12 protein-coding genes and 2 pseudogenes are annotated in these 15,324 nt (G+C 62.4%); 4 read left to right on the top strand and 10 right to left on the bottom strand.

Annotation, left to right across the window (positions count from 1 at the left end):
- Window positions 1–27 precede the first annotated feature (27 nt).
- Both J7E82_RS03635 and J7E82_RS03630 read left to right on the top strand, forming a co-directional pair.
- Window positions 28–414, top strand: a complete 387-nt coding sequence (locus J7E82_RS03635) for a VOC family protein (RefSeq protein WP_214860455.1) — start codon at window positions 28–30, stop codon at window positions 412–414.
- 478 nt (window positions 415–892) lie between these two features.
- Window positions 893–2,264, top strand: a pseudogene (locus J7E82_RS03630) (CoA-acylating methylmalonate-semialdehyde dehydrogenase).
- Between the two features lie 69 nt (window positions 2,265–2,333).
- Here the strand turns inward: J7E82_RS03630 and J7E82_RS03625 are convergent.
- From J7E82_RS03625 to J7E82_RS03615, 3 genes are all read right to left on the bottom strand, one after another.
- Window positions 2,334–3,095, bottom strand: a complete 762-nt coding sequence (locus J7E82_RS03625; protein ID WP_214860453.1) for a class F sortase — start codon at window positions 3,093–3,095, stop codon at window positions 2,334–2,336.
- A 79-nt stretch (window positions 3,096–3,174) separates the two neighbouring features.
- Entirely contained in the window at window positions 3,175–3,744 is a 570-nt protein-coding gene (locus J7E82_RS03620) for a hypothetical protein (protein ID WP_214860450.1), read from the bottom strand.
- A gap of 245 nt (window positions 3,745–3,989) precedes the next feature.
- Entirely contained in the window at window positions 3,990–5,522 is a 1,533-nt protein-coding gene (locus J7E82_RS03615) for a PucR family transcriptional regulator (RefSeq protein ID WP_214860448.1), read from the bottom strand.
- Between the two features lie 131 nt (window positions 5,523–5,653).
- Here J7E82_RS03615 and J7E82_RS03610 point away from each other — a divergent pair, with 131 nt between their 5' ends.
- Both J7E82_RS03610 and J7E82_RS03605 read left to right on the top strand, forming a co-directional pair.
- A complete protein-coding gene (locus J7E82_RS03610; RefSeq protein WP_214860446.1) occupies window positions 5,654–6,982 on the top strand; it encodes an aspartate aminotransferase family protein in 1,329 nt (442 codons plus the stop codon).
- 509 nt (window positions 6,983–7,491) lie between these two features.
- The gene (locus tag J7E82_RS03605) at window positions 7,492–7,878 is read left to right on the top strand and encodes a response regulator transcription factor (RefSeq protein WP_214860444.1); all 387 of its coding nucleotides are present in this window, start codon (window positions 7,492–7,494) and stop codon (window positions 7,876–7,878) included.
- 58 nt (window positions 7,879–7,936) lie between these two features.
- On the opposite strand, the gene J7E82_RS03600 is transcribed toward J7E82_RS03605, so the two are convergent.
- From J7E82_RS03600 to J7E82_RS03570, 7 genes and pseudogenes are all read right to left on the bottom strand, one after another.
- Window positions 7,937–9,121 (bottom strand): glycosyltransferase family 4 protein, encoded by a 1,185-nt coding sequence (locus tag J7E82_RS03600; RefSeq protein WP_214860443.1) that lies wholly within the window; start codon window positions 9,119–9,121, stop codon window positions 7,937–7,939.
- Between the two features lie 611 nt (window positions 9,122–9,732).
- Window positions 9,733–10,542 (bottom strand): 2-phosphosulfolactate phosphatase, encoded by an 810-nt coding sequence (locus J7E82_RS03595; protein ID WP_214860442.1) that lies wholly within the window; start codon window positions 10,540–10,542, stop codon window positions 9,733–9,735.
- The gene (locus J7E82_RS03590; protein ID WP_214860441.1) at window positions 10,539–11,408 is read right to left on the bottom strand and encodes a DUF4031 domain-containing protein; all 870 of its coding nucleotides are present in this window, start codon (window positions 11,406–11,408) and stop codon (window positions 10,539–10,541) included. Before J7E82_RS03590 ends, J7E82_RS03595 begins: the two co-directional genes overlap by 4 nt.
- Window positions 11,409–11,468: 60 nt before the next feature.
- Entirely contained in the window at window positions 11,469–12,803 is a 1,335-nt protein-coding gene (locus J7E82_RS03585) for an FAD-binding oxidoreductase (RefSeq protein ID WP_214860440.1), read from the bottom strand.
- Between the two features lie 269 nt (window positions 12,804–13,072).
- Window positions 13,073–13,558 (bottom strand): flavin reductase family protein, encoded by a 486-nt coding sequence (locus tag J7E82_RS03580; RefSeq protein WP_251041380.1) that lies wholly within the window; start codon window positions 13,556–13,558, stop codon window positions 13,073–13,075.
- Window positions 13,491–14,483, bottom strand: a complete 993-nt coding sequence (locus tag J7E82_RS03575; protein ID WP_214860438.1) for a TauD/TfdA family dioxygenase — start codon at window positions 14,481–14,483, stop codon at window positions 13,491–13,493. The genes J7E82_RS03580 and J7E82_RS03575 overlap by 68 nt, the downstream gene beginning before the upstream one ends.
- A gap of 68 nt (window positions 14,484–14,551) precedes the next feature.
- Window positions 14,552–15,318 (bottom strand): annotated as a pseudogene (locus tag J7E82_RS03570) (ABC transporter permease); the annotation flags it as partial.
- Window positions 15,319–15,324 lie beyond the last annotated feature (6 nt).

Raw genomic sequence — 15,324 nt, 5'->3', positions numbered from 1 at the left:
TGCTGCCCCTGGCGTAGCCTTGGCACCATGCGACTGAAAATGTGCAGCATTCACGTCAAGGACCCTGTAGCGGCCCACCAGTTCTACACCGGGATCCTCGGCTTCGACACCCTCATGGCGATGCCCGAGTACAACCTGTTCATCGTTAAGGATCCCGGTTCGGGCGACAAAGCCGGCACGGTGGGCCTGCTGCTTGAACCAAGTGACAATCCTATTGGCGCCGCTTATATGAACGGATTGCACGACGCCGGAATGCCCGCCATTGTACTGGGCGTTCCGGATGTGCAGGCAGAGTACGAACGCCTGCCCGGGCTAGGGGTCACTTTCCAGGCAGAACCCAGCGAAGGACCTTCGGGGACGTCCGTAGTGTTCGATGACGGCTGCGGAAACTTCGTCCAGCTGCACCAGGACTGAATAGGGCCCCCGAAGGCCAAATGCTGGCAGCAGGCCTCCACCGCACGTAGTCCGCGCACGTAGTCCGCGCCAGTGATGTCGATGGTGGCGTCGGTTGTGTGGCGAGAGTGGCGAGAGCGAGGAAGGCGATCATCTCGGCGGCGCCTTCTGGCGGTGTGACTTCCCCCAGCGGCAGATGCTTGAGCGATCCGTCGTCGGGGGAGAGATGCGCGGCGATATCGGTGGCCCCCCAGCCGGGGGCGACGGCGTACGCGAGGATATTGTTTCCTTGCCGTATCCGCGGGCAATGCCCTTGGTCAGGGCAGCCAAGCGAAAATTCAGCTGACCAAAGGGTGCAGATAGACGTTTGTTGAGTCATGAGGGAAAGAATCGACATGTGTAGTGCAGCTTGACCCCGAGCCGTATACCTACGGTTGCTACAGATGATTTCCATCGTTCCGACGTCACGAGAGAGAAGACAGTGTCTGATATCAACGAACTGCAGGTTGTCCCGCACTGGATCGGAGGGCAAGAGGTGCCGTCGTCCAGCGACCGGACTTCCCCCGTCTTTGATCCAGCCTTGGGCAAGGAAACCAAGCTGGTCAGCCTGGGCTCCGCCGAGGACATCGAATCGGCCATCTCCTCCGCGCACAAAGCGTTTCCGGCTTGGCGAGACTTGTCCATCACCAAGCGCCAGCAGATTCTCTTCCGCTTCCGCGAGTTGCTTCCCGCACCTGATCAAGGGTGAGCATTCGGAGAACGTCTCCAGCGGCGTCGACGTCTACTCCACGAAGGCGCCGCTCGGCGTCGTCGGCATCATCAGCCCCTTTAACTTCCCGGCCATGGTGCCGCTTTGGTTCTTCCCCATCGCCATCGCCGCTGGTAACACGGTGGTCCTCAAGCCGAGCGAGAAGGACCCCTCCGCTGCTAACTGGCTTGCCGCCCTCTTCACCGAAGCCGGCCTGCCTAACGGGGTCTTCAACGTCCTTCATGGCGACAAGGAAGCCGTCGACGGCCTGCTTGAGCACCCCGACGTCAAGGCAATCTCCTTCGTCGGCTCGACGCCGATCGCCCAGTGCATCTACGAGACGGCTGCACGGAACGGCAAGCGCGTCCAGGCCCTGGGCGGCGCAAAGAACCACATGCTGGTACTGCCCGACGCCGACCTGGACCTGACAGCCGATGCCGCCATCAACGCCGGTTTCGGTTCCGCCGGCGAACGCTGCATGGCCATCAGTGTCGTGGTCGCCGTCGAGCCCGTCACGGACGAGCTGATCGAAAAGATCACCTCCCGCATGGCCACCCTGCGCATCGGCGACGGCCGCCGCAACTGCGACATGGGCCCACTGGTCACCAAACAGCACCGGGACAAGGTCGCCTCCTACATTGACATCGCAAACACCGACGGCGCCAAGGTTGTGGTGGATGGCAGGAACATCGAGGTAGACGGTGACCAGGACGGATTCTGGCTGGGCCCCACCCTTATCGACGACGTCCCCGTTACCTCGCGCGTCTATCAGGACGAAATCTTCGGACCCGTCCTGTCCGTCGTCCGGGTACGGAGCTACGAAGAAGGCCTGAACCTCATCAACTCCGGCGCATTTGGCAACGGGACCGCAATCTTCACTAACGACGGCGGTGCGGCCCGGCGCTTCCAGAACGAGGTGGAAGTTGGCATGGTGGGCATCAACGTACCGATCCCCGTACCCGTGGCCTACTATTCCTTCGGTGGGTTCAAGGACTCCATCTTTGGCAGCTCCAAGGCCTATGGCTTGCAGGGGTTCCAGTTCTTCACACGGGAGAAGGCCATCACCTCGCGGTGGCTGGATCCGAGCCATGGCGGAATCAACCTCGGATTCCCCCAGAACTAACAAAGCAACGCGGGGTCACCTAGGGCCCGTTTGTGCATAACATGGGCCGTAGGTGACCGCGCGTTCCTATTAGGAGGCGACAGGGGAGGCCACGACCACTACGTTCTTGCCCCATGGATCCTCGGTGTAGCAGCTGACGAGAACAATGCGATTGGGGGTCGCCTCCCAGATTGGGCTGTCTTTCAGGGTCGCCTTCTGGTAGGTGTCGACGGAGTCCACCCTGTACCGCATTGTTCCTGCTGCCGTTGTTGCCTCGAAAATGTCTCCAGGGGAGCTAGATGAACTGAGCCGGTTGAATGGAGCATCCCGGCCCTCCCAGCTGTGCCCGATGATGTACGTCGTATTGGTGGATCCTGCACCGGGCATGCCGAAGGCGGACACCCAGTAACCATCCATGGTGATTGGGGGAACGATGGCCTGGGTCTCTAGTTCCTCGGCGCTTGGATTCAGTGCATGGACGGCGACGTCGAACCCGGCGGCCGGATACACGATGCGGGTCGGAGCTGCGGCCGGGGGAAAGTTGGGAGCGGGCTCTTGTGTCACTTGCGCCGTTGTTGGTGAACCCGTGACGCTTTCCGCCTCCGGCGCTGCTTGGCCATCGCCGGGGATTGTGGCGGCAGGCATAGCGTGCGGTGGAGTACTTGAGTATGAAGTCCCTGTGGGCTGGGTGCCGGCCTTGCCTGGTGCTTCTCCTGAGCTGAAGATTCCGGGCGCAAAAGTGAGGACCAGGAAAGCCACAACCCCGAAGGCCAAAAGCAGTAGATCCACGCGGTTCAATCCCCTGAATTTCGTACCCACTCCCACGCGGGGATGGCGACGGGGGAAGGACATTGGAACTCCTCGGTGTTCTCTGGTGTGGACGGGCACCACACCGCGATGGTGGGCGCCCGTCCTCCCGGCAGGACCGGCCCTAATTCACAGCGGGGGAGTCTTGCCGACGTCCCCTTTGCCTCAGGGCAACTGCCGCAGTTGCCGCGACCAGTGCAGCCAGGCCGCCGAGCCAGCCTGGAACCTGGCCATCAGCCTGGTTGCCAACGGCAGTCTGGGCATTGAACCCGCGGTTGACTACCTTTGGCGCTGCTGCTGCTGCTCCGGCCGGCACCACTGCAGGTGCCTTGACGGCAGGAGTCTCTACCGACGGCGTTACGCCGGGTGTGACGGCCGGCGGTGTCACTTCGGGCGTCTTGCCTGGCGGTGTTACAGGCGGTGTCACAGGCGGGGTTTCCGGTGTCTCTGGCTCCTCTACGACGCAGCCGCCGGCCGCAGCCGGAATGATGTCGTGTTCGTGAACGGCTTGGCCGCGGCCATGTCCGTTTAGCGCGTTTTCACTCACTGTGATTTCGACATGAGGGTTCTTTTCGGACCCGGTGGCGTGGCAAATGGTGATTTTATCTGCCGGGCCTGGACCGGCAATCGCCGGCGCGGTGGAGCCGAGCATAGCAAGGCCTAAAATCCCGGCCGTTGCGAGGACTCTTTTCATGGGTTCTCCATCTGGATCAATTTGGACTGACCAGACTGCGTGAGTGGCAGGCCCTTGAGAGGAACCACCCTTGGCCGTAGGCACCCAGACCACCTCAGGCTCTCACGCAGAGTTGTCATAAGCTGACACGCTCATGCTAGGTCCTGTCGAATTGATAGTCGCGAGTAGGCGCTACTTGATTGGATACCCGATTTTCGCCACCGTTTCCGCGGGATTAAGCGCGTAGTGAGTGACCCCGCGTTGCCTTAAGAGGTTTCCTCGGCGAACTGCAGCGCAGCAAACAGTTCCAGCCTGTCCCGCAGTCCGTCCAGGTTGAGGCCCAAAACTGTACCGGCGGCGTCGATCCTGTTCCGCAGCGTGTGGCGGTGTATTCCCAATTGCCTGGCTGTCCGGTCCCAGACACAGTTGTTAGCCAACCAAGCGGCCACCGTTGGCAAGAGCTGTGTTTGCTCGGCGTCATCATGCTTTGCCAGCGGCTCCAGCAACCGCTTGGCAACAGACCCGGCTTCCTCGCGTGGAAGCAGGCCCAGCATCCCGCCTTCAGAAATCTCCTCGAACCTAACCAGCGGGCGGGACAACTCAATGGCCCGGCGCAGGGCCCGCTCGCCTTCCTTCAGGGCCCGCTCCAAGCCTGGAAAGCCGGTTTCCGCGGAGGTTCCGGCTGTCGCACCGTACCGCCCCAGCAGCAGGGTAACCTTCTGCTGGTGAGAGGGGCCGGCCAGCACGACGACGTTCTCGTTACGTTGTGCATAGAACACGGCGCCGCGGTGGTCGTCAGACAATAGTTCGAGTGCTTCCAAAAGATTCTGCCCCTGGCCCGGGGGCTGGACCACTGTAACGATCACAGGTTCAGCGGGAAGGCGGCCCCACACCTGTCCCGCAGTTCGCGCCGCGACGTCCATGCTTCCTGAAACCAGCTGTTCGAAGACCCCTGCGCGCAGGTGGCGGCGTGCAGTGTCCAGCGTCCGCGCTTGTTCAAGGGCAAGGCTGGCCAGGGCGATCACGCTGTTGATGATGTCCGTCCGCGCAGGGTCCAAGGGTTCGATGGCGCCCAAAGCCAGCACACCGCGCAGATGATGCCGCCGCCCCAATGTCTGCAAAGTAACCTGCTGGCCTTCAATGCTCGGTTGCGAGACTGACCGCGCTCCCTGGTCTAATGCCTTCCTGACGGCCTCGTTGACTCCTGGCGCAAGTGTCGAGGGCATCGGACGGTTGTTGGGCATAAGGATGTGGTTTCCTGCCGCATCGAACAGGGCAACCCATCCATGGAGCTGGCGCTCCAGTTCGGCAAGAATGGACCGGAGTCCGTCCGGGCGGAGGGCAGCCCGTGCGATGGCTCTCTGGGCCTGCAGCGACCATTCGGATCTCGCGTTCTGCTCCCTGGCCAGCCAATCTGCTACGAACCGGATAATGGCGATGAAGGGGGTCAGGTCCGGTACCTCCAGCAGCGGCAGGCCCTGTTCCCTGCACGCGTCCTCCAGTCCTTGCGGAAGCGTGCCGTGGACTACCTGGGTGGCAAAGCCGAGACCACAAATTCCGTGCTCCACCAGCCGCCTGACGTAGGTATCGAACAGGTCAGGAGACGCGTCCGAAACCCGGAACTGCGTCCCGTCGGTCAACAGCAGCTGGCCCGGATCGAGGAAAGGCGTTGGATCATCAAGGTCCGAACTGTGCACCCAGGAAACCGCCGAATCGAGGATCTTGCTTTCCGCGTCCGGAACGACGAGCCGCAGGTTCAGGGAGGCGTTGTGCAAGAGCGTGTTGATGGTTGGCGGCACTGTGGTAATCCCCTTGGCAAAAAGTAGTTCGCGACGCAGTCAAATATACAAATGTCTAACGAACTAAAACAGTCCTCCGCCTGATCATGAAAGGGAAGCCCCCGAATTGCTCCTAAGAGAGGAACCTCCTCATGACTCCTACCCGGACCGCTCTCGCCGCACCAGTCACAAACGCCGACGTCGTAGCCCTGGATAGAGCCAACGTCTTCCACTCGTGGTCAACCCAAAAGACCCTTAATCCTTTGGTCATCGCCGGAGGCTCCGGCAGCACGGTATGGGATCATGACGGCCGGACTTACCTCGACTTCTCCAGCCAGTTGGTCAACACCAACATCGGCCACCAGCATCCCCGCGTCATTGAGGCAATCAAGCAGCAAGCCGAAGCCCTCGTCACCGTTGCTCCCGCACACGCAAACCACACCCGGGGCCTGGCCGCTGAGCGGATCCTTGCCCACGCGCCGGCCGGTATGGACAAAATCTTCTTCACCAACGGCGGCGCCGACGCGAACGAGAACGCCATCCGCATGGCACGCCTGCGCACCGGTCGCGACAAGGTCATCTCCCGTTACCGCTCCTACCATGGCAACACAGGCGCTGCGGTCGTCGCCACCGGCGACTGGCGCAGGATCCCCAACGAATACTCCCGCGGCCACGTCCACGTTTTCGGACCCTACCTTTACCGCTCCGAGTTCTGGGCCGAAACCCCTGAGCAGGAAGCCGAGCGCGCCCTGCACCACCTGCGACGGACCATCGAATTGGAGGGGCCGCAGTCCGTAGCGGCCGTGCTGCTCGAAACCGTTCCGGGCACAGCTGGAATCCTGGTCCCGCCGCCCGGTTATCTCGAGGGCGTCAGGGCCTTGTGCGACGAGCACGGGATCGTGCTCATCCTTGACGAGGTCATGGCCGGCTTCGGGCGCACCGGCGACTGGTTCGCCCTGGACGCCTTCAACGTCAAGCCAGACCTGATCACCTTCGCAAAGGGTGTCAACTCCGGATACGTTCCGGTTGGCGGAGTCATCATCTCCGAGGAGATCGCCAGCACGTTTGACGAGCGGGTCTTCCCCGGAGGCCTGACCTATTCCGGCCACCCTCTCGCCGCGGCCTCGATCGTCGCTTCCATCGACGCGTTCGAGGAAGACAACATCGTCGGAAACGCCGAACGCATCGGCCGGGATCACCTCGCTCCAGGCCTGGCTGCGCTTGCTGCCCGGCACCCGATCATCGGGGAAGTCCGGGGTCGGGGTGTCTTCTGGGCCCTGGAACTGGTTCAGGATCGCCAGACCAGGCAGCCCGTGTCCGCCGCGATCATGGGGAAGATCAAGGCCGAGCTGATGAACCGTGGCCTGCTGCCGTTCATCGCGGACAACCGAATCCACGTCGTCCCGCCGGCCGTCGTCACCCCCGAGGAAGTGCGCATGGCGCTGGAGATCTACGACGAAGCCCTCAGGGCAGTCAGTTGATAGAGCCACCGGCCTGATAACAGGCCGATGAAGCACTGAGGGCGGGCACCAAAAGGTGGCCCCGCCCCCAGTAATCCCTCACGGACTTAGGTTTCGAACATCCTCTCGATGTCACAAGTCCGCTCGCGCCGACTACCAAAACTTTCATACTTCCGTAACCGGCCACAGGCGCAGCAACAGGGCATTCTCAGAGGCTACCCAGAAGAAGGAGCTGAAAAGTCATGCCCGCCACCCAGTCGTCCAAGGGTAGGTACCCGAATAGCTAAGCTCAAAAGTCCTTCGGAAACGAGTACAAACTACTCGTGCGAGAGTGCTGGCGCGACGGTTTACTGGAAAGTCCAGCGTCGCCCGATCTGCCTGAGGGGCTTGCTGAACATGAAGTCCCGCACACAACGGTTCGGGTCCGATGTGGCATGTTGGGAGGCCGACAGTGAGGCATTTTTAGATGAAGCCTACCCAATCTATGTCGGCCACTTTCAGAGCAGACCTACCAAAAATGCAGGGGGGCCATGTCTAGGGGTATCTGCCTCGTTGTCGAAGACGATGGGGACATTTCCGATCTGATTTGTTTGATCCTCGCCGAGGAGGGCTTCGGGGTTCGCGCAGTGCACACTGGCAGTGCCGCACTGGAAGAGGCCCGCAGGATGAACCTCGCATTGATTACCCTGGATCTCGGTCTGCCCGATGCTGACGGACTGCATCTAGCCCGCGATCTTAGGAAAGTGTCGGCAGCGCCTCTGCTGATACTCACGGCACGAGCAACAGTCGCCGATGAACTGGATGCCATGGCCTCCGGGTCTTCCGCCTACCTGGCCAAACCATTCCGCCCCTTTGAGTTAAGGGACGTAGTCAACAGAATATGTTCGCCCACACCTGACCCACCGTTCCGACGCTGAATTTTCCTCCCCGCGCTGAGTCATCCTCGCCGCCCCATTCGTTGCGCTGATTTCGTTGCTAGATCTGCCAGATTGGGACATCGGCGGATCCGGCAGCCGGTTCAGTTGGTTCCACGGGCCTCGATTGCTGGATGATCCGGCGGACTTCCGGGAGAAACGCCTCGGTGAGCCTGTCCGGGGAATGGAGTTCCCTGATGGTTGCGGCGGCCCTCCGGCGGATTTCGGTAATCGAAGGACCGCCGTTGACCGCGCGGCGCATGCACCGGCGAAGGTCCGGCAGGGAAGGCTCCGCCCATCTCTGATTCTGGTAGTAGGGCCATTCATGCACGGCTCCAGGCGAGACATCCGTTAGTTCAGACTTCACCAGAAGTGAGTTTGAGCTGTTCATGAAGTCGAGGTGACCGCCCCATCCGGTGCCTATGGTGATCAGGCCGCACGCCATCGCTTCCATGAAGGGGCGACCACAAGCTTCTCCCCGCGTCGGCAATACAAAGGCGTGGCATCTGGCGTACAGGCGCCGCAAGCGACCGGGCGGCAGAGTGTTGGGCAGGAAGGTAACAACCGGGGTGTGGAAGGGTCGGACGGTCTTGACAGTCTGTGCAATGGTTTCGGCGATGTCGGGTGTTGCCGGGCCAAACGGATCTGCTCGGATCACGAGCTCGACGTCGTCGTTCCGGTTGAACTCCTGCAGATAGGCGCGGAGCAGGAGGTCCCATCCTTTCCGTTCCTGCCACCGGAAAACCGACAGAAACCTGAAAGTCCCGTTTGGAGCGGGGGTTGCAGCCCGGGTCTGGAACCAATGCCGGTCGATCACTTCCGGGATGACCCTCAGCTTGCTCCGGGACACACCCGCAGCGGCGAATGTGGTGGCGTTGAACGTGGACGGAACCCATACCTCGTCCACGTCGTCCAGGCGCTGGCTCCACGCCGGCGGCACTGAGGCCGTTTCGAACATCGCCCGCCACACCACAGGCCGGTGCAGGTTATCCCAGCCTTTGTCATGCCAGGGAAGGTGCACAATGGTCAGCGCAGGGACGGTTTGCCTTCGGGACCGCTTTATCCCGGTGCCGAGAATGGATTTCGCTGGAGGTAACTCGGACGCCCCGGGGACGGCCGGCGTCGTAATTCCTTGAACCTTATAGCCGGCTCCACGCAGGCAGGCGATCATTCCGCGCGCCTCCACGGCGAACCCGCTGTATCCGTCCACGCGGCCGCGCCAGTCAATCACCGTCCGTCCGTCCATCAGCTGCCCCTTCGCCCGATGCCCGTGCCAAAGGTCCGGAAGGCTATTACCTTCGCGGGCTCATATAAGGGATCATGACGGTTCTGCGTTTGACCAACAAGGGCCGAAAGGCATGGGACAACAACCCAAGACAGGGACGTTCTTTGGGCCGCGTAGTTAAGACGCGCAGTTAATCAGTCGTACCATTGCCAGCCCGGCGGGACCCAGCCGTCGGGGGCATTCTGGTGATAGTGATGGCCGCAGTGCCTGCAGCTGAAGCTCACCACCGAGGGCACGAGACCTTTCTGCTCTGTGCTGTAAGAGGCAGGGATGAAGTTTTCAAAACTTAGATAGGCATCCGTCCGGCAAACGCCACAGATCGGTCCAGTCGATGATGACGGCAGGGATACATCGGTACCGTGGCGCCGTTCAGGGGTCGCGTGCATCAAGCGGTTCACCAAGCTCTGCTATTCGATGCCTGAAAACCGTCCAGGCTGGCGGCAAACATGCGGGGCGTCGCCGCCCGGGCCTTCATCGGACAAGACGGCTTCCTTCACTTTACCCGCACTGATCCCAAGACGGCAGTGCTGAGGGACGTCAAAGATTCCGGGCCGATTCTCGCCGGCTAGCCGTCAGCGACGGCGGAACGCCCCGTCCGCCCAGATTGCCACCGCAGAACTGTCGTCAAGTTCGGCGGCGATGTTGACGTCGTCCGCGTATCCTTCACCGGACAATTCCCGGCCGCTCGAACAGCCGTGCAGCATCTCGCGGAGCCGGGGTTCGGCGGCGTCGAAGACGGCCATGGCGGCAACGGCCTCCGGAGCGTAGCCGTGACTGCCGTCCTCCGGTTCATAGCCCCCCTTCCCGCCCGCCAGCAGCCCGGCAATGAATGCTCCGGCGCCGATCTGGTCCTCGACTCCCGGTCGCAGCGAGCCGTCCGGCCAACGCTCTCCGGCGGCGATGACCGCTATCACTGCGTCTTCCGGCAACTGCGAAACAGCCCAGTCCGCAGTCGCCGCAGCGTTGCGGAGCGACACGGCCGCGAGCAGTGGAACCTCGGCTGACAGCTCGTGGCAGATCGCGGATCCGTTTGGTGAAGGCAGCACCAGGCGGTCCAGGGATTCAGCGGCGCGCAGGCTTGCGGGGGAGAGGCTGAGCCCGCCGCCATTGCGGGGACCTGCCAGTTGGGCGCTGTGATGCGCGGCGAAGTCCTCGGCGCCCGGGTCCTTCCAGGGATAGGGAATGACTTCGGCTCCCCGGTCGATTGCAACGCTGACGCAGGTGGTGAAGGACAGGATGTCCACCACTACGGCGAGGTCGGCACCAGGAGCGACCGTCCGGGCGCCGTCGAGCCCCCATTCGAAGCGCACGGTGTACGGCAACTGCCGATGCACCGCACCCGCGGAATGCTCATGGAGGGTATGCGAAATAGGCGCGTTCATCTCAGTTCACCCTCCAGGTTCCTTTTGGCGGCGTCGTTCCAGAGCGCCTTGGCCCGGTCGCTGTGGAAGAGCGGGTCCAGGTCCAGCAGTCGGCGTACGACGGCGGCGCGCCCCTTCGCGAAATCGGCGTCACTGACGTGCGCATAGTCTTCGCGGACGGCCTTCAGGTACTGGCCGTACTCTTCCGGGGTGCCGCCCAGGACGGAAAGATCGGCGTCGCACAGCAGCGCACCCGGGCGGTCCCCGGGCTCAGGCCGATGCGTGGAAGTCAGCCGTACCAGGCGCGCCGCCTCATGGACTTCGCTGTCGTCAAGCCCTGCCGCGCCAAGCCGGTCCTCGGCCAGCCACGCGGACTGCTCCTCGTCCTGCCCGGCGACCCCCTCGTAGACGGCGTCATGGAACCAGGCTGCAAGCGTGACAGCTCGCGGAATTGGAGACGAACCGGCCAGCAGGTCAAGCGCCTCAAGCACAGCCAACAGGTGCGTCCTGCTGTGATACTTCCGGTGCTCCTCTCCCCAGCGCTCGAGCAGCTCCAACCCCAGGACCTCCTGCCCCGGGAGCGTTGCATTCCAGCGTTCCAGAAGGGGAACCGTGAGCGCCTTGCTCCGCTGGCGGGCGGGAATTCGCAGGCCACTCGCGATCAACTTCCGGACCAGGACCCTCGCTTCCACGGGGATCGCTCCTGCAGCGAGCAGGTCGTCGTAGCGGCGCTCCGGAACGTCGTAGTGGTCGCCGTCGAACGCGCGGTCCGGAACGCCTGCGGCCGCGGCGAACTCGTGCAGCTCCTCCAAAGACTCATCAGAGACCAGGTGGGAGAAGACAGTGCCGTGGGCGGGCCACAGCGGCGGGTCAAGGTACACGGCCATGGCGCAAGTGTAGACCTGAGGATACGACGGCGGCTCGGCGTTCGGTCTCGCGCTCAGGTTCTAGTGTCCGGCTGGCAGGATGTTCTGGTTGCCCCGGAAAGTGTTATCCGGATCGAAGTCCCGCTTGACCCGTGACAGCCGACGGTAGTTCTCTTCGCCGTAGGCTGCCATAATTCGGTCCTGGCCTTCGTTGCCAATGAAGTTCAGCCAGACCCCACCTGTGGTGTAGGGAGCTATATCCTGCCGGAATTGCTTGACCCAGGCCTCGCCTTCCTCGCCTTCCTCGCGTGTCTCCGCGAGGCCGAAGGGGTGGCTGACCCATTGGGCGTTTCGGTGCTGGAGCGGTGTCGATGCAGCAGCCGGGCCGCCCACGGCTCCACCCCACGGCAGAATCAGCTGCTGCGAGGCCGGGCCAGGCAAGCGGTTGGCAGAATCGACAAACAGATGCAGGGCATCGTCGCTCAGCTCATTGTGATAGTCGGCGCTCCAGTAGTTGTAGTGTCCCGGAGGATCATCGATCATGCACTGGAAGTCCGAATATGGCATAGGCCCCACGAGGTCCACTGCCGGTTCAAATTCCCTGAACGGCTTGACATGTTCCTCCCCTTCCTCGGAATCTCCGGCATATAGATATGCAACACCCACCGCCATCTTGCCCACCATGTCCTCGGGGACGAACGGTTCCGGCGGCGCCGTGAGGAAGACGAATCCTGTGCCGACACTGTCCGGTGCGGCCATGGCGGCATCCCGATAAGCGCGTGCAATCTCGGTAGCAGCCTCGCCCGGCCATAGCAACAGCCCGGCCTGGACCGTTGGCCCCAGCTGGTGCATCTTGAAGGTGAAGGAGGTAGCCACTCCGAAATTTCCACCGCCGCCATGCAATGCCCAGAAAAGTTCAGGATTCTCCGTGGCGCTCGCCGTGACGCGTTCGCCCTTGGCGGTAACAAGGTCTACCGACTGCAGGCTGTCGCACGCGAAGCCGAATGAGCGCTCCAGCCATCCTGAGCCACCGCCCAGGGTGAAGCCGGCCAGGCCCGTCGTCGAAGCCCGGCCTCCTGTGACTGCTAGCCCATGCTCCTGCGCGACCCGGTCGAACTCGCCCCAAGTAACCCCGGCCCCAGCCGTCACGGTTTGGTTCTCGGGATCAGCTGAGATGGCCTTCATGGGGCGGACGTCCACCACCAGGCCGCCGTCGTTCATCGACATCCCGGCTACGGAATGGCCGCCAGCCCGCACCGCGATGTTGAGGTTGTGGTTGTGCGCGTAGGCGAGGGCTTCGGCCACGTCCGCCTGGTCGGCACATTGCGCGATCACGGCCGGGCGCCGATCGATCATCGCATTGAACAGCTTCCGTGCTTCGTCGTAATCCGGGCTATCAGGCCTGATCCATTTCATAGCGACGTTCCTTTATGCTCACGGCCCACCCCCACCAAAAGGGTACGACTTTGGGGCTCGGGGAACTACGGCGAAAGCTTACGAAAAAGCATCCGACTCCCAGGGCAAACGCCCACGCAAAAACCACATGCGAAACGCCCGGCCGGGATAATCCGGCCGGGCGCCTGGACAACGCTATGCGAAGCTGGGCACTTTCAGGCTTCGGAAGTCGGACGCATGGAAGATGAGTGGATCGTGCCTGTTGTGCCCGGCGGAGAAGCCGTGGACCCTTAGCAGCACCACTGTGTGGTCCCGGCCGGAGTTTCCGACTCAATCGAGCAGTCCAGCCAGAGCCCTGCCCCATCGAGGAAGACGGCGCCGGAGGGAGTGGTGGTCACGCTGACATCAGCAAAACGGTTTCCAGACTTTGAAGCGATTTGGCGGCGGACCTGCGCTTGGTCAGCCGCCAGGATGGAAACGCCGATTCGTTCACCGTCACGGATGAGTGGCCATGTGCGCGAGGAGTTCTGCACGGCGAACATCACCAGCGGAGGATCGAGCGAAACGCCCACCGTGAAAGTCGACGCTATGATTCCCTGGCTTACCCCGTTTCTATCCGAGCATAGGGCGGCGACTCCGGACGGAAAGTGCCCGAACGTTTCGCGTAAGGTCGCGCTATCCAGGTCATAGTCCTGATTGCTGCCCCGCTCACGGCTGCGCCCCGATCTTTGCCAGTTCGGGGACTGAGGTTGCAACTTCGGGAACGGCGTTCGCATTTTCCGGCAGAACCACCGTCTCGGAATAGGTGGAAGAATCCCCATGAATGGGCGTACTGCTGCGTCCGTCGATTCCGCGGGGGATGTCCCCGGCGATCGTGACCCGGTTCAACTGCCGGGATTGGCCGTCATAGTTGTCCGGGGCGTAATGCTGGGTGATCCGGTTATCGAACAGCACCAGCTGATTCGGTTCCCAGTTCACTCGGACCACGTTTTCCGGCCGGGTGATGTATGCCTGAAGCAGCCGAAGGATGTCCCTTGATTCAGTATTGGACAGCCCCACGATCCGCAGCCTTTGGGCAAAGCCGCCGATAAACAGGCCCCGCTCGCCGGTCAGCGGATGGACACGGACCACCGGATGGGCCGTTTCGAAATGGATCCGGGTGAATTCCTTGCGCCGCTCTTCCGCGTTGGCGTGCTCAAGGTTCTTCGGAACGGAATAGTCGTAGTCATTCGTGTGGATGGCCCAGAGGGTATCGGCGAAGTTCCGCAATTCCTCCGGCAGGTCGCGATAGGCGGCAGCGGCCGACGCGATCAGCGTCTCGCCGCCGTACGCCGGCAGCACAATGCTGCGCAAGGTGGAGGCCTGGGGCGGATTCACGACAAACGTGACGTCCGTGTGCCAGGTATTGGCGCTGCCGTTTTCGCTATCGACCGGCAGGACGGCCGGCTTGCCGTCCACGGACGCTACCGTCGGGTGGGCTTTGGTGAGCGGCCCGAAGCGGCTGGCGAACCGAACCTGGGCGTCGTCGTCGTGCACGTTGGCTTCGCGGAAGACCAGGGCCTTGTGAACGTTCAGGGCTTCGCGTATTTGGCCGATGGTACTTTCGCTAAGTTCGCCGCTGAGATCCAGCCCGCGGATTTCAGCGCCGATGCGGGCGCCGAGCTTCCGGAATTCGAGCCGGGTTTCTGTGGTTGCTGACATGGGTTCTGCTCCTTTGGATGGTCTTGGCTGAGGCGGGTGTTGCAGCTTGCGCCGGTGGTTCAGGCTGCTTAGAGGGATTGGGAGCCGACGGCGGTGCGCCAGCGGGAGAAATGACGTTCGACGGCGACCAGCAGGTAGTTGACCAGCAGCCCGAGCAGGGAGACGGTCAGGATCCCGGCGTACATATCCGGGATGAGGAAGCTCATCTGCGAATTGACGATTAAGTACCCGAGTCCGGCCTTGGCGCCGACCATTTCGGCGGCAATCAGAACCAGGATTGAAGAGGTTCCAGCCATCCGGATCCCGGTGAAGATCGTGGGTACTGCGGAGGGAAGGATGACTTTCTGGAAAAGCCGGAAGTTTGACAGGCCGAGGGACCGTGCCGCACGGATCAGCAGGGGGTCCATTGTCCTGACGCCGGCGATCGTGTTCAGCAGGACCGGGAAGAATGCGGCGTACGCCACGATGCTGATCTTGGAAATCTCCCCGATGCCCAGCAGCAAGGTGAACACCGGCAGCAGGGCCAGGGCCGCAGTGTTTCGGAAGACCTCCAGCAAGGGGTTCAGGAAGCGGTCAAGGGATCTGTACCAGGCGACCAGAAGGCCGAGGACGACGGCGGTCACGACGGCGATTTCAAAGCCGCTGGCTGAACGGGTCAGGCTCGCAGCAAGGTGCGTTTGAAGTTGCCCCTTGCTGATCAGCGAGCCAAGGGCGTTGAGGACCTCATGCAACGGTGGAAGGATACCCTGGTGGCCTCCGGTGCCAGGTACACGGGTGCGAACTCCCACAGGAGCAGGAACAGGATGATTGCTCCCGAGGCCCAGGCGGCGCGCCCTGCCCT

Origin of the sequence: Arthrobacter sp. ISL-30 (genome assembly GCF_018613855.1) — a bacterium.
Taxonomy (GTDB): domain Bacteria; phylum Actinomycetota; class Actinomycetes; order Actinomycetales; family Micrococcaceae; genus Arthrobacter.
Note: the sequence above shows the minus strand (reverse complement) of the source record. Positions and strands in the feature narration are given on the sequence as shown.